The organism is Microbacterium psychrotolerans, assembly GCF_031085295.1.
GTDB classification, from domain to species: Bacteria; Actinomycetota; Actinomycetes; order Actinomycetales; family Microbacteriaceae; genus Microbacterium; species Microbacterium psychrotolerans.
The window spans coordinates 319,496-341,510 of record NZ_JAVFWO010000004.1 but is presented as its reverse complement, the minus strand read 5'-3'; the positions used below and the strand labels follow the sequence as shown (position 1 = coordinate 341,510).

Below are 22,015 nucleotides of genomic sequence, written 5' to 3'. Positions count from 1 at the left end.
CACGGGCAGGCGGGCGGGCGGGATCGGCCCGTCGCGGCCGTTCCGGCATCCGCTGGTGAATCACGAAGGAGAACCTTGACGTTCGCGGATGCCACGTGTCACCGTAGAGCGGTCTACATATGTAGAGCGGTCTACGGATCGCTCCTCGACGGAGAGGAACGACGATGACGTTGTCCGAGAACGACCGACAGCCGCGCCGAGCGCGCGCGCGTCGACGTGCGATCGCGGTGCTGCTGGGCGCCACATTGGTCGGCACGGGGACGGTGATCGCGGTCGCCGCACCGGCCGCCGCGGTGGACTGCAGCACCGTGCCGTGGATGGATGCCTCGAAGACCGCGGACGAACGCGCCCAGGCGCTGCTCGACGCCAGCTCGCAGCACCAGAAGTATCGCTGGCTGGTCGAGCAGCCGGCGAACGACCCCGCACGCACATCGTGGAACCCCGGGTTCACGGGCGAGGCACCGGTCGTGTACCCCGCGCAGGTCGCGTGCACGCCTGTGGTCGTCTACGCCAACGGACCCGACGGCGTCTATCAGTCGGCAGGGACGACCGCGTGGCCCGGGCCGATCGCGGTCGCGGCGACCTGGAACCTCGAGCTCGGCGAGCAGAAGGCGAGTGCGCACGGCAGCGAGTCGTTCGACAAGCGCAGCGCGGTCGTCCTGGGACCGGGCATCGCATCGGGCCGCACACCGCTGTCTGGCCGAGGCTCGGAGTACTTCGGCGAGGATCCGGTGCTCTCGGGTCTCATGGCGGCCGCGAATGTGCGCGGTCTGGAGGACGGCAACCCCGACAAGCCGGTGATCGCGAACCTGAAGCACTACGTGGCGAACGAGCAGGAGCTCGCGCGGCAGTCCTCCTCGTCGAACATGGACGAGCGCACGTTCAAGCAGATCTACGACCTGCCGTACGAGATCGCGGTGCGCAAGAGCGATCCCGGCAGCCTCATGTGCTCGTACAACCAGGTCAACGGCGCCTGGGCGTGCGAGAACGAGATCCTCACGACGAGCCTGCGCGAGGACTATCCGTTCGAGGGCTACGTGATGAGCGACTTCGGGTCGGTGCACTCGACCGCTCCGTCGCTGAACGCGGGCCTCGATCAGGAGCTGAACCGGCCGCGGTGGTTCACCCCCGCGCGTCTGGACGCCGCGCTGGCCGCCGGTGAGATCACGCAGGAGCGGATCGACGAAGCCGCCTTCCGCGTGGTGCGCTCCTACATCGCGGGAGGCCTGTTCGACCACCCGGTGCCGACGACGCCCGTCGCCAACGTCTCCACGCCGGAGCACAAGGCGCTCGCCCGCGAGATCGCCGAGCAGAGCACGGTGCTGCTCAAGAACGACGGCGTGCTGCCTCTGGCCGAGGGCGATCTCACCGTCGCCGTCATCGGGCAGACGGCGTCGAGCGTCCCCACCGGGGACGTCAGCGCGCAGACCGGCTGCGGGTGGGACTTCCCGTTCGGTCCCGGCGGACCCGTGCTGAACTGCACCGCGCTCGTCGACCCGCTCACCGCTCTCACCGAGCGCGTGACGCAGGCCGGTGGAGACGTCGTGTACGACAACGGGGCCGACGCGGCGCAGGCCGCGGCGGTGGCATCCGCCGCCGACGTCGCTATCGTGTTCGGCCACTACACGATGGGGGAGAGCCAGGATCTGCCCGACCTCCGGCTGGACGGCAACGGCGATCAGCTGATCGAGGCGGTCGCGGCATCCGCTCCCGCCACCGTGGCGGTGCTCAACGCGGGCTCCGCCGTCGAGATGCCGTGGATCGACGACGTCGACGCGGTGTTCCACGCGTGGCACTCGGGAGAGCAGTTCGGCCCCGCGCTCGCGGCGCTCGTGTACGGCGATGCGAACCCGTCGGGCAAGCTGCCGATGACGTTCCCTGTCTCACTCGCCGACACGCCGACGGCGGGTTCCGAAGCGCGGTATCCGGGGGTGCTGGACGCATCCGGCATCCGGCAGGTCGACTACAGCGAGGGGCTGGAGGTGGGCTACCGCTGGTACGAGGCCGAAGGCATCGAGCCGCTGTTCGAGTTCGGTCACGGCCTGAGCTACACGGAGTTCGCCTACGACAAGGTGACGGTGACGCCGAAGTCGACCACCGGCGACAAGGAGGTCCGTGTGCGCTTCAAGCTGACCAACACCGGCGACGTCACCGGCACCGAGGTCGCACAGGTCTACCTCGACCTGCCCGACGCCACGGGTGAGCCCTCGAAGCGCCTGATCGGCTGGGAGCGCGTGACGCTCGAGCCCGGCGAGCACCGGAACGTGCAGGTGACCCTGTCGGCCGATGACCTCGCCGACATGCACCTGCTCGAGTACTGGGACACCACGGCGTCGGCATGGACGACCGCGCCCGGCACCTACACGGTGACGGTCGGCGGGTCGGTCAGCGCCGACGCCGAGGCGTCGTTCACGGTCAAGTAGCCCATGGCGCCGGGTGAGGTGGTGACGGCGCGTGCCGCCTCATCCGGCGTCGCCGCGCCGCCCGCCACTACCCTCGTGTCATGAGTGTCGAGCGGCCGCGTGCGGCGACCATCGAAGACGTCGCGCAGGTGGCGGGCGTGTCGCGGGCGGCGGTGTCGAAGGTGCTGCGCGACGCCTACGGCGTGAGCGACGCCATGCGCGAGCGCGTCACGGCCGCGATGACGCAGCTGAACTATCGCCCGCGGATCGCCGCCCGCGCCATGCGCGGACGCACCTACACGCTGGGCATCGAGCTTCCGGATCTCGCCAACCACTTCTTCGCCCGCATCGCACGCGGGGCGACCGGCGCTCTCGAGGGAACGCCGTACCAGCTCATCATCGCGCCCGCCGAGGCCGGCTCGCGCGAGGGTCTGCGCGCATTGGAGGCGCTCGTGGACCGCCAGGTCGACGGCGTCATCGCCGTGTCGCCCCGGGTCGACGAGGCGGGTCTGGAGCGCATCTCCGCCTCGGTCCCCGTCGTCATGTTCGGGCGGCACGACACGTCCGACCGCTACGACGTGGTCGCGGGCGACGATGCGTCGGGGGCGAAGGCCGCGATGCGGCATCTGCTCGGGCTGGGGCATCAGCACATCGCCCATCTGACCCTTCAGGAATCCGGCGCGCACGAGCCGTTCCCGCACGGCGTGCGGCTGCACGAGTACGAGGCGGCGATGGCGGCCGCGGGGCTGACTGGGAACGCCGTGGTGTGGCGCACCGACGAGGGTGAGACCCCGTCGTACGGCGTGGTGCGCCGCATGCTCGAAGCAGGCACGCCGGTGACGGCTGTGTTCGCCGCCCACGACGAGCTCGCGTTCGGTGCGATGCGGGCCGCCGCGGAGGCCGGAGTGCCGCTGGCCGTCGTCGGATACGACGACGTGCCGATGGCATCCCACCCCGCCCTCGGTCTCACGACGGTGCACCAGCCGGGCGAGGCGATGGGTGCCCGGGCGGTGCAGATGCTGCTCGAGCGCTTCGCAGGACGCACGGAGCCCGCGCGCGAGATCTTCGACGTCGAGCTGAAGGTGCGCACCTCCGCGGGCGCCCCGCCGGCGTGACGCGGTCGGGATCCGCCCGGCCACGGTCCGGCCGCGCGCCGTGACCCCGCGTCACGCGGCGTCGGATCACGCCGCGCGCCGGCGCCGTCAGACGCCTGCCACCACCGCGTTGTCGAGCTCGTCGACATCGACGCCGGGCCGCTCGGCCGCATTCGTGAGCAGCACGTAGGCGACACCCGCGGTCGGATGCACCCAGAACTCGGTGCCCGCCCAGCCGGCGTGGCCGAACACGTCGCGGTCGATGAGGCCGGGAGCGCGCGTGCGCAGGTTGAACGTGAGGCCCCAGTCCTGCCCGCGCCCGGCGGGATAGGGCTCGAGCCGCGGGATGTCGCCGGTGAGAGGGCGACGCATCATCGCAAGCGTCGGCGGCTGCACGACGCCTCCGGCCTCGCCCTCGCCGATGCGCAGCAGAGCCGTCCCGAGGGCGAGCAGGTCGGCAGCCGTGCCGATCATCCCGGCGCCGGGATTGCGGTGGCTCGCGAACCCGCGCATGTCGAGCCCCAGGCGCTCGGCGTCGACCACGGCATGCGGATCGACGGCGGGATCCAAGGTGAACCCGTTCGCGCCGAGCGCGGGAGCCCACACCGCGACGTCGGCATCCCAATCCTGTCCTGTGGTGTGCCGCACCAGTTCGGCGATGCCCTGGAACGCCACGGTCGAGTACCGCGAGGCGGTGCCCGCGGCGAAGTCCCGGCCGGGCGCGCGCAAGGCGGCGCGAAGGCCCTCGGCGGGATCGAGCGTCGGCTCGCGGATGCCGGACGTGTGGCTCACGAGGTGGCGCAGGCGCACCACGTCCTCGCGCCCGCTCGCGAACTCGGGAACGGCGGCGGCGAGCGGTGTCTCGGTCGTGAGCAGGCCGCGCTCGATCGCGCGGGCGGCGGTCAGGCCCGTCAGCACCTTCGTGATCGAGAACAGCCAGTACGGGTCGTCGACCCGGGCGGTCCGGCCGTCGGTCGCCCCGAACGCGTCGAGCGCGGCGACCCCGGCGGCCGTCGCGACGCCCACCACCGCCGTCGGCAGACGCCCGGCTTCGACGTGCCGTCGCGCCCAGTCGAACGCCGCGCCATAGCCGGTCACGAGCGCGGCTCGTACCGCTCGGGAGAAACGGATGCCGCGACCACGCGCCGCAGGTCCTCCAGGGTCGCATCGGGGCCGAACCAGCCGTGCGCGCGTGCCTGCACGAGGACGTTGCCGAGCGCGGTCGCCTCGACCGGTCCCGCGAGCACGGGGAGACCCGAGCGGTCGGCGGTCGCCTGGCAGAGCAGCCGGTTGAGGGCTCCGCCGCCCACGATGTGGACGACGTCGATGTCGCGGCCGGTGAGCCGGCCGGCGGTGGCGACGGCGTCGGCGAACGCCTGTGCGATGCTCTCCACGATCGTCCGCGCGAACGCCTCCCGGGTCGCGGGCACTGTTGCGCCCGCCTCGTCGAGGACGGCCGCGATGCGGGCCGGCATGTCGCCCGGCGCCGACAGGCGCGGATCGTCGGCGTCGAACAGGGGGATGTCACCGGTGACGGCGGCTGCGGCATCCAGCAATGCCGGAAGATCGATCGTCGCGCCGTCTTCGGCCTCCCACGTGCGGACGGCCTCGCTGAGCAGCCACAGCCCCGTCACGTTGTGGAGGAACCGGACGCGCCCGTCGACGCCGCCCTCGTTCGTGAAGTTCGCCTCGCGCGCTGCGTCGCTCACGACGGGCTCGTCGAGCTCCACGCCCACCAGGCCCCACGTGCCGCAGGAGATGTAGGCGGCGTCGGGGGTGCTGAGAGGCACGGCCACGACGGCTGAGGCCGTGTCGTGCGAGCCGACCGCGATCACCTGGAGCGGGGCCCCGATGCGCTCGCGAGCCTCGCCGTGCAGCGTGCCCAGTGTCGCACCCGGGTCCACGAGGGGCGGGAGCACGGATGCCGGAATGCCGAGTCGTGCGGCGAGCTCCAGGTCCCAGTCGCCGGTGCGGACGTCCACCAGGCCGGTCGTGGAGGCGTTCGTCCGCTCCGCGAACCGCGCGCCGGTCAACAGGAACGCGACGAGGTCGGGGATGAGGAGCGCCACGTCGGCGTCGGCGAGGCGCGCTTCGACCGCGTACTGGTACAGGGTGTTGAACGGCAGGAACTGCAGGCCGTTGCGGCGGTACAGCTCCGCGAACGGCGCCTCGCCGTGCACCGACCCGACGCCCCGCGCGGTGCGCTCGTCGCGGTAGTGGAACGGTTCGCCGAGCAGTTCGCCACCGTGGACGAGACCGTAGTCCACGGCCCACGAGTCGATGCCGATGCTCGCGATGCCGGGCTCACGCCGCAGCGCCTCGGTGAGGCCATCGACGATGTGTCGGTAGAGCGCCGAGAAGTCCCAGTGTAGGCCGTCCGGTCCCGGCACGGGGCCGTTCGGGAACCGCGCGACCTGCTCGAGGCGCAGCATCCCGTCGCCGACGTAGCCGAGCATGACGCGCCCGCTGGTCGCGCCGAGGTCGACCGCTGCGACGACCCCGCCGGTCACCGCGGGCTCCCGCATGTGCGACCACTGCACTTCGCTGCGCGTGCGGCGTCGGCCGAAGCCGCGGTCGCAGGAAGGTGGCGCGCTCGCGCTCTGGCGCCGGCCGCGGCGGTCATCGCAGGAACGCGGCCGCGACGCCGGAGTCGACCGGGATGTGCAGGCCCGTGGTGCGGCTCAGCTCGGGGCCGGTCAGCACGAACACCGCGTCGGCGACGTTCTCGGGCACGACCTCGCGCTTGAGGATGGTGCGGTTCGCGTAGAACTGGCCGAGGTCCTCTTCCTTCACGCCGTAGGTGGCGGCGCGGTTGGCGCCCCAGCCGGAGGCGAAGATGCCGGAGCCGCGCACGACCCCGTCGGGGTTGATGCCGTTGACGCGCACGCCGTGTTCGCCGAGCTCGACCGCGAGCAGACGCACCTGGTGGGCCTGGTCGGCCTTGGTCGCCGAGTACGCGATGTTGTTCGGGCCGGCGAAGACGGAGTTCTTCGACGAGATGTAGATCACGTCCCCGCCGAGCTTCTGCTCGATGAGGATCTTCGCGGCGGCCTTCGAGACGAGGAACGAGCCCTTCGCCATCACGTCGTGCTGCAGGTCCCAGTCCTTCTCGGTGGTCTCCAGCAGCGGCTTCGACAGCGACAACCCGGCGTTGTTGACGACGAGGTCGACGCCGCCGAATGCGAGCACGGCGGCGTCGAACGCGGCCTGGATCGCGTCGGCGTCGGCCACGTTGGCGGCGACGCCGATGGCGACATCCGCGTTTCCGAGCTCCGCCGCAGCGGCCTGCGCCTTCTCGAGGTCGAGGTCGGCGATGACGACGCACGCGCCCTCGGCGGCGAGGCGGGTCGCGATGGCCTTGCCGATGCCGGATGCCGCGCCCGTGACGAGCGCGATGCGGCCCTGGTGCGTCTTGGGCTTCGGCGAGCGCAGCAGCTTCGCCTCTTCGAGCGCCCAGTATTCGATGCGGAACTTCTCGGCGTCGGAGATGGGGGAGTAGGTCGACAGCGCCTCGGCGCCGCGCATCACGTTGATCGCGTTGACGTAGAACTCGCCCGCCACCCGGGCGGTCTGCTTGTTCGCGCCGTACGAGAACATCCCCACGCCCGGGATCAGCACGATGAGCGGGTCGGCGCCGCGGATCGCCGGGCTCTCCGCGGTCGCGTGCGCGTCGTAGTACGCCTGGTAGTCCGCGCGGTACGCCTCGTGCAGCTCGGTCAGCCGCGCGACGGAGCCCTCGATGCTCGCGTCGGCCGGCAGGTCGAGGATGAGCGGCTTGACCTTGGTGCGCAGGAAGTGGTCGGGGCAGCTGGTGCCGAGCGCCGCGAGGGCGGGCGCCTTCTCGGACGCGAGGAAGTCCAGGACCTCGGGCGCGTCGGTGAAGTGGCCGACCATCGGCTTGTCGGTCGACGCCAGGCCGCGGATCGTCGGCGCGAGCGCGGCGGCCTTGGCGCGGCGCTCGGTCTCGGGCAATGCCTCGAAGCCGGCACGAACTCCTCCGAACGGGTCGGCCTTGCCGTTCGCGGCGATGTAGTCGGCGGCGGTCGTGATGATCCACAGCGAGTTCTGCTCGGCCTCGTCGGAGGTGTCGCCCCACGCCGTGATGCCGTGGCCGCCGAGGATGCAGCCGATGGCCTGCGGGTTCTTCGCCTTGATGTCGGCGATGTCTAGGCCCAGCTGGAAGCCGGGGCGGCGCCACGGCACCCACACGACCTTCTCGCCGAAGATCTTCGCGGTGAGCTCCTCGCCGTCGGCCGCGGTCGCGATGGCGATGCCCGAGTCGGGATGCAGATGGTCGACGTGCGCGGCGTCGACCAGGCCGTGCATCGCGGTGTCGATCGACGGCGCGGCGCCGCCCTTGCCGTGCAGGCAGTAGTCGAACGCGGCGACCATCTCGTCCTCGCGCTCGACGCCGGGGTAGACGTCCACGAGCGCGCGCATGCGGTCCAGGCGCAGCACCGCGAGCCCCGACTCCTTCAGCGTGCCGAGGTCGCCGCCCGAGCCCTTGACCCACAGCAGCTCGACGGGCTCGCCGGTGACCGGGTCGGTCTCGGTGCCCTTCGCCGACGTGTTGCCGCCGGCGTAGTTCGTGTTCTTCGGGTCGGCGCCGAGGCGATTGGACCGGGTGATCAGGTCGGAGACGGCCGGGTTGGTCATGTCGTGATTCCTTCGGGGGTGGCTGGTGTCGCTCAGGCGAGTGGAGCCGGGGCGGAGGCGGGTGTCGCCGTGGGGCGGGCACCGGCGAGGGACAGGGAGGCGAGGCGGGTCGCGAAGCGGTCGAGGGTGACGGATGCTGCGGGCTCCTGCGGCCGGTTCAGATGACCGTGATCGGTGCCCGGCTCGGTCACGACCTCGATCGCACGGCCGGCGGCCTGCAGCGACGCGGCGAACACTTCACCGGAGACGCGGAGCTCGTCGACGTCGCCGTTGACCATGAGTGTGGGCGGGAACTCCACGAGGTCGTCGGGGCGGGCGTTCCCGGGGATCGCCGCGAGGGGCGCGTCGTCGGTCGGGCCGCCCAGGAAGTTCTCGTACATCGCGCGGATCATCTCCGGACGGAACCGGTCGGCCTCGGGCTGGGCGTCCAGCGCGGCGCGCAGTGATCCGTCCGGCGCCGGCTGGACCGCCAGCAGCGTGGGATAGGCGAGCAGCACGAGCGCGGGACGCGTCGTCGACCGCTGCTCGATGAGCCGGAGCGTGGCCCCGGCGGCGAGGTTGCCGCCGGCGCTGGTGCCGCCGATCGCCAGGCGCTCGCGGTCGATGCGCAGGCGGCCGGCATTGTCGACGACCCACGCCCACGCCGTGAGCATGTCGTCGGATGCCGCGGGGTAGTGGTCTCCGCCGCCCGTCCGGCCGGCGGCATCCCACCCGTCCGGAACGGGGGCGAGGCGATAGTCGACCGAGACGACCGTCGTGCCGCGGGCCGCGAGTTGCTCGGCGACCCAATCGGACTCGGGCATGTCGAGGTCACCGAATGCGAACGCACCGCCGTGCGCCCACACCAGGCCGGTGCCGTTGGGCTCGCGGGCAGGGTAGACGCGCACGAGGCCGTCGGCGGCGGAGTAGGGCTCGCTCATCTGGATCCTTCGGGTCCGGACCCGGCAGCAGTGCCGGGATCGAGGTGGTGCACCGGGGGTGCGGGGATCGGCATCCCGCACCCCCGGTGGGTCTGTGCGGGGCTTACGCGCCCCAGCCGGCCTGCGTGCCGCCGACGCGGTCCGCGGCGATCTGCTGCTGGTAGCCGGATGCCGCATACGCGGCCATCGGGTCGGCCGCGAGTCCGCGCGACTCGCGCCACTCGGCGAGGGCAGGCCGGACGTCGGTGTAGAAGGCGTCCATGAACACGGCGTTGGCGCCGAGCACGTCGTTCGCCTGCTGCGCCGCGGCCAGGGCGTCGCGGTCCACGAGGAGGGCGCGAGCGGTCATCTCCTGCACGTTCAGCACCGAGCGGATCTGACCGGGGATCTTGTCCTCGACGTTGTGGCACTGGTCGAGCATGAACGCCACGTCGGGGTTGTTCAGCCCGCCTCCGCGCACCACCTCGAAGATGATGCGGAACAGCTGGAACGGGTCGGCCGCCCCGACGATGAGGTCGTCGTCGGCGTAGAAGCGGGAGTTGAAGTCGAACGAGCCGAGCTTTCCGAGGCGCAGCAGCTGCATGACGATGAACTCGATGTTGGTACCCGGCGCGTGGTGGCCGGTGTCGAGGCAGACCATCGCCTTGTCGCCGAGCGACGCGACCTGAGCGTACGAGGTGCCCCAGTCCGGAACGTCGGTGTGGTAGAACGCCGGCTCGAAGAACTTGTACTCGAGCACGAGTCGCTGCTCGTCCGACAGACGGTCGTAGATCTTCTGCAGCGAGTCCTGGAGGCGGTCCTGACGCGCACGGATGTCGGCCTGCCCCGGGTAGTTCGACCCCTCGGCGAGCCAGATCTTCAGGTCGCGCGAGCCCGTGGCATCCATGATGTCGATGCACTCGAGGTGGTGGTCGATCGCCTTGTTGCGGATGCGGTCGTCGTGGTGGGTGAGCGCCCCGAACTTGTAGTCCTCGTCCTGGAAGGTGTTCGAGTTGATGGTGCCGAGGCTCACGCCGAGGTCCTCGGCGTGGCGGCGCAGGTCGGCGTAGTCGTCGACCTTGTCCCACGGGATGTGCAGGGCCACGCTCGGCGCGAGCTTCGTGTACGCGTTGACCTGCGCGGCGTCCGCGATCTTCTCGTACGGGTCGCGCGGCGTGCCGGGGGTCGTGAAGACGCGGAAGCGCGTGCCGGAATTGCCGAACGCCCAGCTGGGCAGCTCGATGCCCTGGCCTTCGAGGGTGGACAGGATGTCAGGTGACAGCGTCGTCATGATGCGGTGCCTTCTTCGTGGACGGGGTCGGTGTGGGGAGGGGGCTCGGTCGCCGCGCCGCGTGCGGCGGTGAGCTGATCGTGCAGGTTGAAGATCTCGGTGAGGGCTGTGGCGGCCTGGTCGGGACGGCCGTCGAGCCCGATGAAGAAGCGGCCCATCTCCGCCTCCCAGCGCGCGGCGACCTCGGAGCCAGCGAGATAGGTCTGCGCGGCTTCGTCGTCGTCGGTCTCGTAGTACCCGATCAGCTGCCCGCCCTCGCCGAGGAAGAGCGAGTAGTTGCGCCGGCCGGCGGCCGCGATCTCGGCGAGCATCTCGGGCCAGACCGGGGTGTGCCGGGCGATGTACTCGTCCAGCAGTTCAGGACGGATCCGCAGCTGGAAGCAGACACGCGTCGTCGCGGTGGTGCTCGTCATGCGCGGGGCACTCCTCTACGGCTGGGGAACGGGCGGGAAGCACCCATGCGAAGGATGAATCGTTTCAACAGTAATTGGTCCGTCGCGGTTCCGCAAGTGGGAAAACGCTTCCCGCCCGATGCCACGCGCCGGCTGCCCGGGTGTCGATAGCGTGGGAGCGGATTCGACGCGAAGGAGCACGGATGCTGCAGCAGGAACGGGCGCTCACCGCCTACGTGGACTCGGTGAAGGACGAACAGGGTGCGCTCGGCGTCGTGCTCGTCGGCTCGGTCGCGCAGGGAAGGGAGCGCGAGGACTCCGACGTCGACGTGTACCTCGTCGTGGACGACGACCGCTTCGCGGCCGAGACCGCCCGGGGCCGCTTCGCCTGGGTCGAGCGCCGGGACCTCGACTACCCCGGCTCGTACATCGACATCAAGCTCGCGAGCCCGTCGTACCTCGCCACCGCCGTCGAGAAAGCCGATGACCCGACCCGTGCGTCGTTCGTCGGTGCGCGCATCGCGTGGAGCGCCCTGCCGGGGCTCGACGAGACGGTGGCCAGCATCGCGACGCTGCCCGACGACGTGTGGGGCGAGCGCGTGCGGTCGCACGTCGCGCAGGCGCGGCTGTACGGCGGCTACTTCCTCCGTCAGGCGGTCGAGCGCGGCGACGGATTCCTCCGCCGCCACGCCGGGCTCCATCTCGCCTTGGCCGCCGCGCGGGCGGCCCTCGCGGCGAACCACGTCATGCTTCCTGGGCCGAAGTACATCTCGAAGCTCGTGCACTCGGTGCCGACTCCCGACGGGTTCGTCGACAGCTGGAGTCAGGTGGTGGACGACCCCGGCATCGAGTCGGGCCGCGAGCTGCTGCGCATCCTCGACGAGTGGCTCGGCGACGGTCTCACCCCCGACGACGCGCTGTCGACGTTCATCCGCGACAACGAGCTCGCCTGGCTCCGCGGGACCGTCCCCGCGGAGTTCTGGTGAACGCACGGCGCATCACCCCTTGACCGCTCCGCTGGTCAGTCCCGCGACGATCTGCCGGTTGAAGAAGATGTACATGATCAGCGGCGGGATCGTGATGAGCAGGATGTCCATGAACAGCAGGTTCCACTGGCTCAGGTTCTGGCTCTGGAAGTTGTAGAGGGTGAGCTGCACGGTGGCGTTGGCATCGCCGGGCAGGAAGTACAGCGGACCGGTGAAGTCGTTGAACACGCGCACCGCCTGGACGACGATGATCGTGATCATCACGGGGCGCAGCAGCGGCATCACGACCGAGAAGAACAGCCGCATCGGCCCCGCTCCGTCGATGATCGCCGCTTCGTCGAGCTCGCGCGGGATCGTCGAGACGAACGCGCGGAAGAGCAGGATGCAGAACGAGAGACCGAAGGCCGCCTCGATCAGGATCATGCCCGGCATCGTCTTGAAGAGTCCGAGACCCTGCAGCACCCAGATCGTCGGAACCACGGCCGGCGGCACGATGAGCCCCGCGAAGACGAGGAAGTAGACGAGGGCGTTCCAGCGGGACTTGCGCCGCTGCAGCACATAGCCCACCGCCGCCGAGAAGATCACCATGATCGCGACGCTGACGACTGTCAGCACGGTGCTGTTGACGAAGGCGCGCAGGATGATGAAGTCGCGCGTCTGCAGCACCGTGAGGAAGTTGTCCCACAGGAACCAGCCCTGCTGGGGCAGCGAGAACTCGAAGAGCGAGGCCTCCTGGGGGTTCTTCGCCGCGGTGAGGAAGATGAACGCGAACGGCACGATGAAGACGATGATCGACAGGACGATCGCGATGATTCCCACGACGTACTTGCGCAGGAACTTCCGCAGCGTGAGCGGGCGACGATCCTCGCGGGCAGCGCGACGGACAGCGCGGGCGTCCGCGGTCGTGATGGTGCGCGTGACGGTCATGATTCCACCTGCCGACGATTGATGAAGTAGAAGATCGGCACGACGATGGCCGTGACGATGACGAAGAGCACCACGTTGCCCGCCGTCGACAGGCCGTAGAAGCCGGCCTGGTACTGCTTGTAGATGACCGATGCGATCACGTCGCTCGAGAACCCGGGTCCGCCGCGGGTCATCGCCCAGATCAGCTCGAAGGATCTCAGGCCGCCGATGAGCGAGAGCAGCACGACCGTGCCCGTCGCGGGCGTGACGAGCGGGAGGGTGATGTTGCGGAAGACCTTCCATGCCCCGGCGCCGTCGACGCGGGCGGCCTCGAAGTACTCCTGGGGGATGGCGACGATGCCCGCGATGTAGATGAGCGTCGCGATGCCGACGCCCTGCCAGACGTCCACCAGAGAGACGGAGTACAGCGCGAGCGAGGGGTCGGTGAGCCATGCGGGGCCCTGGATGCCGATGGCCGCGAGGGACTTGTTGATGAGGCCGTCGAACGGGTCCATCAGGACCTTGAACGTGATGCCGACGCCGATCGTCGACACCAGCACAGGGAAGAAGATGGTGGCGCGGAGGTATCCGCGACCGAGGATGGAGCCCGTCAGCAGCAGGGCGAGGGCGAGGCCGAGCACGACCTTCAGGCCGGAGGTGATGAAGCCGTAGATGAAGGTGTTGATGAGGCTCTGATAGAGCATCGGCTCCGTGAAGAAGGTCACGAAGTTCTGGAATCCGATGAACTCGACGTCGAAGAGCGACCAGCGGGTGAGGCTGAAGTAGAACGACGCGAACGTCGGGACGGCGAAGAGGACGATGAAGAGGATCCCCGCCGGGATGTAGAACCAGAGCGGGTACATGCTCCTCATCGAGCGCCGTGTGTGCGGCGGGGGCGCGGCGGTGTTCTTCCGCGCGGGGGCGAGCGTCGTCATGTCATCTCCATTGATGTGAAAGGGGGGCCGCGCCGCGGACGACGCGACCCCCGAATCGGATGCTGTTCAGACTCGCGTCCGGGTCACCAGCCTTCGAGGCCGAGCTGCTGAGCCTGCTTGACGACATCCTCGTCGTAGAGGGCGGCGCCCTCCTCGGCCGAGCTGATGCCGGAGCCGACCTGCACCGTGATGTTCTCGAGGTTCGGTCCCTTGATGGGCGAGAGGAACTCCAGCGCGGGGTTGGTGTTGCCCTCGTCGAAGTACACCTGCATGTCCTTCAGCAGGCCCGGAACGTCGTCCGGCAGGGTGCAGGCATTCGCGTACGGGCCGCTGGGCACCATGGCGGTGTTCTGCACCTCGCAGCCGGCTTCGGTCTGCGTGAAGGCGACGAACTTCTTCGCGGCCTCGAGCTTGTCGCCCTCGGTCGTCTTCGGGATGTAGATCGCGTTCGGCAGCCAGACGGTCAGCTTCGTGTCGGCCGCGTCCTGTGCGGGCAGCGGGAAGACGCCGACATCCTCGAGCTCGTCGGGGTTGTTCTGCGCGATCGTCGAGACGATGCCGGTGAGGATCGGGTAGTGGGCTCCCTCGCCGGTCGCGATCATGCGTGCACCGTCGTCGAAGAGTGCGGAGCCGAAGTCCTCGTTCCACCAGCCGGCTTCGAAGCCCGCCTGCTGATTGGCGAAGCCTTCCAGCGCGGGCTCGTCCACGTACTTGCGGTTGCCCGCGGTGTACTCCTCGGCCCAGTCCGGGTCGGCCGCCAGCACGTTGCCGAAGTCGCCGAGCACGAACAGCTGGCTCGTCCACGTGTCGCCGTAGGTCTGGATGACCGGAGTGATGCCGGCCGCCTTGATCGCCTCGTTGTTGGCGGCGAACTCATCCCACGTGGTCGGGATCTCGAGGCCGAGGTCGGCGTAGATCTTCTTGTTGTAGACGACGGCGCCGGCCTGGGTCGCACCCCACGGCGCACCATAGACGCCGTTGTCGGTCGAGACGACAGCGGTCATCGTGTCGATCAGGTCGCCGGTCCAGTCCTGGTCGTCGAGCGGGACGAGGTTCTGGTCGGGGTTGAGGGCCTGGAACAGCGAGCCCGAGTTGTAGTGGAAGACGTCTTCCATCTCGCCGGTGGCGAGCTTGGTCTTCATCAGGTTGTCGCCCTCGGTGCCCGCGGGCTGCGTCTCGAGCTTGACCGAGATGTCGGGGTTCTCGTCTTCGAACGCCTCGATGAGCGCCTTCGCCGCGGCGACGTTCGCCTCGGCGTTCTGGGTGAGATACGTGATCTCGACCTTGCCGTCGTCGGACCCGCCGCCACCGCTGCACGCGGCCAGCGGCAGGGTCAGTGCCACGATGCCCGCACCTGCGAGGAGCACTCTCCTGGTCGGGGAGCTCTTCATCTTTACCTCCTTGTAAAGCTGAGCGGATGGTCCGCCCACGTTGCCGGATTCCCTGGTGCTTCGCCGAGTGGATCTCGATGCCTCGGGCATTGAAACCATTCAACCCTCGTACGGTACGTCCCTTTCCGTCCGCAGGTCAACCACCGTCTTCGCAGCGCCGATCACGATCGTGTAACGGTCTACACTGCTGTTGACAGATCGCCCTGAATCGTTTCACGATGGTGAGGCTGGTCGGCGACGCGGCCGACAGCCGAAAGGACCCAGCCATGACGGCTCTTCCCTCTCCCTCGGCAGTGGATGCCGCGACGCGCGTCGTCGCCCTCCGCACGCAGCACGGGCCCGGCCTTCTCGGCGTGCCCCGTGACGGCCTGCGCCTGAGCTGGCGCGCCGAGACCGGCGACGCCGGTGCCCGGATCGAGGGCTACCAGCTCGCGGAGGGAGTGGAGGGCGCGACACTGACGGCGTCCGAGCCGGTCGCATCCACACGGATCACAGGCGTCGCGATCCCCGGATCGCTGGCTCCGCGCGAGCGCCGCGCCTTCGCGGTCCGGGTCGCGACCGCGACCGGCTGGACCGCGTGGAGCGAACCGCTCGTGGTCGAAGCCGGCGTCGACAGCGCCGACCTCGAGGCGGCCGTCATCGGCACCGACACGCCCGCCGACGGGCCCGTCCCGCTGCTGCGCACCGAGTTCGCCCTCGATCGCGTCCCCGCGTCGGCGCGCCTGCGCCTCAGCGCCCTCGGCCTCGTCGATGCGTGGATCAACGGCACGCCCGCCACCGACGCGCTGCTCACCCCAGGGTGGACCTCGTACCAGGAGCGCATCCTGGTCGACACGATCGACGTCACCCCGCTGCTGCGGGAGGGGGCGAACGTGATCGTGCTCGCCGTCGCCGACGGCTGGTACCGCGGCAGCTTCGGGTTCGCGCGCCGCCAGGCCATCTACGGCGACCGCACCGGCGCCCTCGCGCAGCTCGAGGCCGACGGCGAGACCGTGGCGAAGACGGATGCGTCGTGGCAGGCAGGATTCGGCCCACTGCGCAGTGCCAGCATCTACGACGGCACCGTGACCGACCTCCGCCTCGACGACCCCGCGGTTCACGAGCCGGGTTTCGCCGCAGACGGCTGGCGTGCGGCATCCGTCATCGATGTCGACACGGCACGGTTCGTGCCGCGGTCCGCACCGCCGGTACGCGTCGTCGCCGAGCTGCCCATGGACGCCATCGCGCATGACGGACGCACGCGCCTCGACGGCGGCCAGAACGTGTCGGGTTGGGTGCGGCTGACGGTGCGCGGCCGCGCCGGCGACGTCGTGACGGTGCGTCACGCGGAGGTGCTCGAGCCCTCCGGCGACCTGCACGTCAAGGCCCTGCGATCGGCGAAGGCCACCGACGTCTACACGCTGGATCGCGACGGCGAGCACACCCTCGAGCCGGCCTTCACGTTCCACGGCTTCCGCTACGCCGACGTCGACGGTGCCGAGGTGGTCTCGGCGACCGCCGTCGCCATCTCGAGCGACCTCGCCCCCCGCAGCACGTTCACGTCGTCGCACGAGGCGCTCGACCGGTTCCACTCGAACGTCTTCTGGTCCCAGCGCGACAACTTCGTGTCGGTGCCGACCGACTGCCCGCAGCGCGACGAGCGCCTCGGCTGGACCGGCGACGCCCAGGCCTTCGCTGCGACGGCCAACACGCTCATGGACACCGAGGCGTTCTGGCTGTCGTGGCTGCGCGACCTCGAGATCGACCAGACCGACGAGGGCGGCGTTCCGGCCGTCGTCCCCGACATCATCCGCCCTCAGGACATGCTGATGGGCGGCGTGCAGACGCCGAACATGGGTCGCGCGGGGTGGGCGGATGCCGCCACCATCATCCCGCTCGCCGTGTACGAGTCGTACGGGTCCGACGAGGTGCTCCGGCGTCAGCGCGACAGCATGCGCCGCTGGGTGGACCACCTGACCCGTCGTGCCGGCGACCACGTCGTGCTGGCCCCGGGTGATTACCAGTTCGGCGACTGGCTCGACCCCGATGCGCCCGGCGACCGCCCGTGGGAGGCGAAGGTCTCGAGTGACTTCGTGTCCAACGCGTTCTACGCGCACTCGGCTCGTCTGCTCGCCCACGCCGAGCGCATCCTGGGCGATGCGGCGACCGCCGACCGGTACGACGCGTTGGCCGATCGCGTGGGGGCGGCGACGTTCGAGCGCTGGGGTGACGAGGCGGTACTCACGCAGAGCGGTGCCGCGATCGCGCTCGAGTTCGGGCTTGCTCCGACCGCGCGCCGGGCCGAGATCGCCGATGGTCTGGCCGAGAACGTCCGCCGCGAGAACGGCCGCATCGCCACGGGCTTCCTCGGCACCCCACTCGTGCTCTTCGCGCTGTCGCGCAGCGGTCACCTCGACGAGGCGTACCTCATGCTGCTCCGCAGTGAGGCGCCGTCGTGGCTGTACCAGGTCGACCGCGGCGCGACGACCGTGTGGGAGCGGTGGGATGCCATCCTGCCGGACGGCAGCATCCATTCGGGCGCGATGGACGCGCTGCCGACGGAGGACGCGTCCGAGGACGACACCGGCATGCTCTCGTTCAACCACTACGCCTACGGGGCGATGATCGACTGGGTGTACCGCACGGTGGCGGGGCTCGCCCCGGATGCCGACGACCCCGGGTATCGCACCGTGCACGTGGCTCCGCGGCCCGCCGTCGGGCTCTCGCACGCGTCGGCGTCGATCGACACCCCACAGGGTCGCCTGGCGATCGACTGGCGCGTCGACGGCGGGGTGTTCGAAGCCGCGCTCGAGGTGCCGTTCGGCTCGCGTGCCATGCTCGACCTCCCCATCACGGCGGAGTCCACCGCCACCGTCGGCGACGCCCCGGCGCCCGCCGAGCTCCGCCACGGCACGCACCGGATCGTCGTCACCGCGCCCGCGGTCGCGGCACCCGGCGCCGTCGTGCCCGCCTGATGCCGGCATCCGTCAGCGCACCCAGACCATCCCCACACACCGCCCATCTCCAGAGGAGTGCCATGAGCAGCCCCGTTCCGCACATCGTCATCGACGCACCGCACGGCAGCGACGTCGTCGCGTCGCCCGCGCCCGAGATCGGCTGGCGCACCGAGACCACGACGCCCGACTGGCTGCAGGCGGGCGCCGACATCGAGATCACGCGCGACGGCGAACCGTCGACGCACCGCATCGAGGGTCGCGCGTCCACGCGCGTCGCCTGGCCCTTCGCTCCCCTCGCGCCGCGCGAGCAGGTGTCGCTCCGCGTGCGGGTGACCGGCGAAGACGGCGCGCAGGGCGAGTGGAGCACACCCCGCCGCGTCGTCGCCGGCTTCCTCGGTGACGACGAATGGCAGGCCGCGACCATCGGACTCGCATCGCCGTCCGAGACCGCGCAGCCCGCGTACTTCCGCACCGAGTTCGACGCGATCGGGCCGCTCGCCCGTGCCACGCTCTATGCGACCGCCGTGGGCGTCTACCAGGTCGCGATCGGCGGGGTCGACGTCGACGACCAGGTGATGAAGCCGGGCTGGACGCCGTACGAGCAGCGGACGATCCACGAGACGACCGACGTCACCGCTCTCGTCACCGAGGGCCGCAACGCGATCGGCGTGAGGCTGGCCGGAGCCTGGGCGACCGAGCGCTTCGGGTTCCGCGACGGCGCGCGTCCTCTCTACGGCGACCAGCCGCGATTCGCCGCGCAGCTGCTTCTCGAGTACGCCGACGGATCGAGCGAGTGGGTGGCGACGGATGCCTCGTGGCGGGCGTCGACCGGACCGATCACCGCCAGCGGGCTCTACGCGGGCGAGGACTACGACGACCGCCTGGCGCTCGTCGACGCCGAGGGCCGCGGCTTCGCCGAGGCGGGATACGTCGCCGACGGCTGGGAGGCCGTCGCCGAACGCGAGCCGATCCACACGCCCGAGGCGCGGGTGTCGCCGTTCGTGCGACGCCTCCAGGAGCTGGGCGTCCAGGAGGTCATCACGACGCCGAGCGGCAGGACGGTTCTGGACTTCGGACAGAACCTGGTCGGCCGGCTGCGGCTGCGGGTGACCGGCCCGGCGGGCACCGAGATCACGCTGCGGCACGCTGAAGTGCTCGAGCACGGCGAGCTCGGCACGCGACCGCTGCGCGCCGCCGCCGCGACCGACCGCTACACGCTGTCGGGTGATGGCGTCGAGGAGTGGGAGCCCGAGTTCACGTTCCACGGGTTCCGCTACGCCGAGGTCGAGGGCTGGCCGGGGGAGTTCGACCCGTCGGCGGTCACGGCCGTCGTGATCCACAGCGACATGGAGCGCACCGGCTGGTTCGAGGCGTCGCATCCGCTCGTCAACCAGCTCCACGAGAACATCCTGTGGGGCCTGCGCGGCAACTTCCTGTACCTGCCGACCGACTGCCCGCAGCGCGACGAGCGCCTGGGCTGGACGGGCGACATCCAGGTCTTCGCCCCCACGGCGTCGTTCCTGTACGACGTGCGCGGGTTCCTCGACTCGTGGCTGCGCGACCTCGCGATCGAGCAGGTCGACGGCGTCGTGCCCTTCGTCGTGCCGAACGCCCTCGGCGTCGCACGCCCCGCCGCCGCGTGGGGCGATGCCGCCACCGTCGTGCCGTGGGTGCTCCACGAGCGCTACGCCGACGTCGCCACCGTCGAGCGCCAGTACCCGAGCATGAAGGGCTGGGCCGACGTGCTCATCGACCTCGCCGGGCCGCGCCGGCTGTGGGAGGGCATGTTCCAGTTCGGCGACTGGCTCGACCCCGATGCGCCGCCGCACCTGCCGGCCAACGCCAAGACGGATGCCGACATCGTGGCGTCGGCGTACCTCTTCCGGTCGGCCGATGCCGTGGCCCGCGCGGCGGCGCTCCTCGGCAAAGACGACGACGCACGGCAGTACGCGCAGGTCGCCGAAGAGGTGCGCACCGCGTTCCTGGCCGAGTACGTGACGCCTGCGGGACGCATGATGTCGGACGCCCAGACTGCGTACGCGATGGCGATCGTGTTCGACATCGCGCCCGCCGACCAGCAGGAGACGCTCGGCGCCCGGCTCGCCGAGCTCACGCGACTGTCGGGGTACCGCATCGGCACGGGGTTCGTCGGCACGCCGATCATCCAGGACGCGCTCACCCGCACCGGTCACCTTGAGACGGCCCGCCGCCTGCTCACCCAGACCGAGAACCCGTCGTGGCTGTACCCGGTGACGATGGGCGCGACCACGATCTGGGAGCGCTGGGACTCCATGCTCCCCGACGGCTCGATCAACCCTGGCGAGATGACGTCGTTCAACCACTACGCGCTGGGCGCGATCGGCGATTGGCTGCACCGCGTCGTCGCCGGACTCGCCCCCGATGCTCCCGGATACGCCCGGCTCCGCATCCAGCCGCACCCGCTCGCGGAGTTCGACCACGCGTGGGCCGAGCACCTCACGCCCTACGGCACCGCGCGTGCCGGCTGGGCCCGCGCCGACGGCGTCATCCGCGTGGAGGCGATCGTGCCACCCAACACGACGGCCGCCGTCGTGCTGCCGGACGGGCGTGAGCTCGAGGTCGGTTCGGGAACCCACGAGTGGGAGGTGGAGGATGCCGCCCCGCCGGCCGCCGCATCCCGCATCGGTCTCGACTCGACCCTGGCCGCAGTCATCGACGATCTCGACGCCTACCGGGCCATCGGCGAGGTGCTCGAGGCGGCGAACCCCGAGTCGGCCCACGCGTTCCGCACGAACACGAAGTGGTCGGAGCGCCGCGAACTCGGCGAGGCGCTGTTCATGCATGCGGGCCCCGACACGCAGCGCGAGATCGCCGACCGCCTCGCCGAGCTGTCGACGCAGCGCGAGGGGGCGACGGCCGATGCCTGATCGCGCAGCGCCCGCTGGGGCTTCGCCCCATATCCCGGGGCGCTGCCGCGCACCGGGGAGGCGGGCGACCGCTTCCCCGGGCAGGAGGGCCTCGCCCCCGCCCGGTCGTCGCTGTCGCACGCGCGTGCCCTACACTCGCGGACAGCGGAGTGTCGTCCAGGGGGTGTCATGGTGGTGAGTGTGCGCGATGTCGCGGCCGCGGCATCCGTGTCGGTCGGCACCGTCTCGAACGTGCTCAACCGCCCCGAGAAGGTGTCGCCGGCGACCGTCGAACGCGTCACGCAGGCGATCGAGGAGCTCGGCTTCGTGCGCAACGACGCCGCCCGCCAGCTGCGCGCGGGACGCAGCCGCAGCGTTGCGCTCATCGTCCTCGACGCGGGCAACCCGTTCTTCGCCGAGGTGGCCCGCGGCGCCGAGGATCGCGCCGCCGAGTCGGGCATGAGCGTGCTGCTCGGCAACAGCGATGAAAGATCCGATCGTGAGGACGCGTATCTCGAGCTCTTCCGCGAGCAGCGGGTGAACGGCGTGCTCGTCACGCCCGTCGACCGCGATCTCGAACGGCTCGCGCGCCTGCAGAGCGGTGGGGTGCCGGTGGTGCTCGTCGACCACGAGGACTCGGAGCGGGCGTTCGGATCCGTCTCGGTCGACGACGTCGAGGGCGGCTACCTCGCGGTGTCGCACCTGCTGTCGACCGGTCGCCGGCGCATCGCGTTCATCGGCGGCCCGCGTTCGCTCCGCCAGGTCGCCGACCGGCTCGAAGGAGCCCGCCGCGCGGTCGCCGAGGTGCCCGGTGCGACGCTCGAGGTCATCGAGATGTCGGCGTTGTCGGTGCTGCAGGGACGCGAGGCCGGCGAGCTGCTGCGCGGACGCGCCGCGGCCGACCGGCCCGATGCCGTGTTCGCGGCGAACGATCTGCTCGCGGTCGGTGCACTGCAGGCCTTCACGCTCATGGCCGACCTGCAGGTGCCGCGCGACATCGCGCTCATCGGGTACGACGATATCGACTTCGCGTCGGCGACCGTCGTGCCGCTCAGCTCGATCCGCCAGCCCGCGCACCTCATCGGCTACACGGCGGTCGACCTGCTCCTCAAGGACATCGAGGACCCGGAAGGCGACCACGACCGCACCGTGCGGTTCCAGCCCGAGCTCGTGGTCCGCGAGTCCACCGCCGGCTGAGCGGGCGGGGGCCGTCGCCCGGCCTCGTCGCCGAGCGAGCGCCGG

Annotated in this window: 15 protein-coding genes; 6 read left to right on the top strand and 9 right to left on the bottom strand. The window is 70.6% G+C overall.

From position 1 onward, the window contains the following. The first annotated feature begins 164 nt into the window (after positions 1-164). Together Q9R08_RS14550 and Q9R08_RS14545 are read left to right on the top strand one after the other, a co-directional pair. Positions 165-2,423: a beta-glucosidase family protein gene (locus tag Q9R08_RS14550; protein WP_308868824.1), complete on the top strand. Its 2,259-nt coding sequence runs from the start codon at positions 165-167 to the stop codon at positions 2,421-2,423. Between the two features lie 80 nt (positions 2,424-2,503). After that, positions 2,504-3,517 (top strand): LacI family DNA-binding transcriptional regulator, encoded by a 1,014-nt coding sequence (locus Q9R08_RS14545; protein WP_308868823.1) that lies wholly within the window; start codon positions 2,504-2,506, stop codon positions 3,515-3,517. Positions 3,518-3,604: 87 nt separating this feature from the next. Here Q9R08_RS14545 and Q9R08_RS14540 read toward each other — a convergent pair whose 3' ends face one another. The 6 genes from Q9R08_RS14540 to Q9R08_RS14515 form a co-directional block, all read right to left on the bottom strand. Next, entirely contained in the window at positions 3,605-4,594 is a 990-nt protein-coding gene (locus Q9R08_RS14540) for a serine hydrolase domain-containing protein (protein WP_308868822.1), read from the bottom strand. Then, on the bottom strand, positions 4,591-6,021 hold the full coding sequence (locus tag Q9R08_RS14535) for a rhamnulokinase (protein ID WP_308868821.1): 1,431 nt from the start codon (positions 6,019-6,021) through the stop codon (positions 4,591-4,593). Before Q9R08_RS14535 ends, Q9R08_RS14540 begins: the two co-directional genes overlap by 4 nt. 94 nt (positions 6,022-6,115) lie before the next feature. Next, a complete protein-coding gene (locus Q9R08_RS14530; RefSeq protein ID WP_308868820.1) occupies positions 6,116-8,152 on the bottom strand; it encodes a bifunctional aldolase/short-chain dehydrogenase in 2,037 nt (678 codons plus the stop codon). Positions 8,153-8,184: 32 nt separating this feature from the next. After that, positions 8,185-9,072: an alpha/beta hydrolase fold domain-containing protein gene (locus Q9R08_RS14525; RefSeq protein ID WP_308868818.1), complete on the bottom strand. Its 888-nt coding sequence runs from the start codon at positions 9,070-9,072 to the stop codon at positions 8,185-8,187. A gap of 103 nt (positions 9,073-9,175) precedes the next feature. Next, the gene (rhaI, locus tag Q9R08_RS14520; RefSeq protein ID WP_308868816.1) at positions 9,176-10,342 is read right to left on the bottom strand and encodes an L-rhamnose isomerase; all 1,167 of its coding nucleotides are present in this window, start codon (positions 10,340-10,342) and stop codon (positions 9,176-9,178) included. Then, positions 10,339-10,755: an L-rhamnose mutarotase gene (locus Q9R08_RS14515; RefSeq protein WP_308868815.1), complete on the bottom strand. Its 417-nt coding sequence runs from the start codon at positions 10,753-10,755 to the stop codon at positions 10,339-10,341. The genes rhaI and Q9R08_RS14515 overlap by 4 nt, the downstream gene beginning before the upstream one ends. A 182-nt stretch (positions 10,756-10,937) precedes the next feature. Between Q9R08_RS14515 and Q9R08_RS14510 the strand changes: the two genes are divergently transcribed. After that, a complete protein-coding gene (locus tag Q9R08_RS14510) occupies positions 10,938-11,720 on the top strand; it encodes a nucleotidyltransferase domain-containing protein (RefSeq protein WP_308868813.1) in 783 nt (260 codons plus the stop codon). A gap of 12 nt (positions 11,721-11,732) precedes the next feature. Here Q9R08_RS14510 and Q9R08_RS14505 read toward each other — a convergent pair whose 3' ends face one another. The 3 genes from Q9R08_RS14505 to Q9R08_RS14495 all read right to left on the bottom strand — a co-directional run bounded on the left by Q9R08_RS14505 (position 11,733) and on the right by Q9R08_RS14495 (position 14,952). Continuing rightward, positions 11,733-12,647 carry a carbohydrate ABC transporter permease gene (locus Q9R08_RS14505; protein ID WP_308868812.1) on the bottom strand — a complete coding sequence of 305 codons (915 nt, stop codon included), beginning with the start codon at positions 12,645-12,647 and terminating at the stop codon, positions 11,733-11,735. Continuing rightward, positions 12,644-13,561, bottom strand: coding sequence for a carbohydrate ABC transporter permease (locus Q9R08_RS14500; protein WP_308868811.1), 918 nt, complete (start codon positions 13,559-13,561; stop codon positions 12,644-12,646). Before Q9R08_RS14500 ends, Q9R08_RS14505 begins: the two co-directional genes overlap by 4 nt. 83 nt (positions 13,562-13,644) lie before the next feature. Further along, positions 13,645-14,952: an ABC transporter substrate-binding protein gene (locus tag Q9R08_RS14495; RefSeq protein ID WP_308868810.1), complete on the bottom strand. Its 1,308-nt coding sequence runs from the start codon at positions 14,950-14,952 to the stop codon at positions 13,645-13,647. 266 nt (positions 14,953-15,218) lie between these two features. Between Q9R08_RS14495 and Q9R08_RS14490 the strand changes: the two genes are divergently transcribed. From Q9R08_RS14490 to Q9R08_RS14480, 3 genes are all read left to right on the top strand, one after another. Further along, on the top strand, positions 15,219-17,906 hold the full coding sequence (locus Q9R08_RS14490) for a family 78 glycoside hydrolase catalytic domain (RefSeq protein ID WP_308868809.1): 2,688 nt from the start codon (positions 15,219-15,221) through the stop codon (positions 17,904-17,906). Positions 17,907-17,968: 62 nt separating this feature from the next. Next, positions 17,969-20,794 carry an alpha-L-rhamnosidase gene (locus Q9R08_RS14485; protein ID WP_308868808.1) on the top strand — a complete coding sequence of 942 codons (2,826 nt, stop codon included), beginning with the start codon at positions 17,969-17,971 and terminating at the stop codon, positions 20,792-20,794. A gap of 168 nt (positions 20,795-20,962) precedes the next feature. Further along, positions 20,963-21,970, top strand: coding sequence for a LacI family DNA-binding transcriptional regulator (locus tag Q9R08_RS14480; RefSeq protein WP_308868806.1), 1,008 nt, complete (start codon positions 20,963-20,965; stop codon positions 21,968-21,970). The last annotated feature ends 45 nt before the right edge of the window (positions 21,971-22,015 follow it).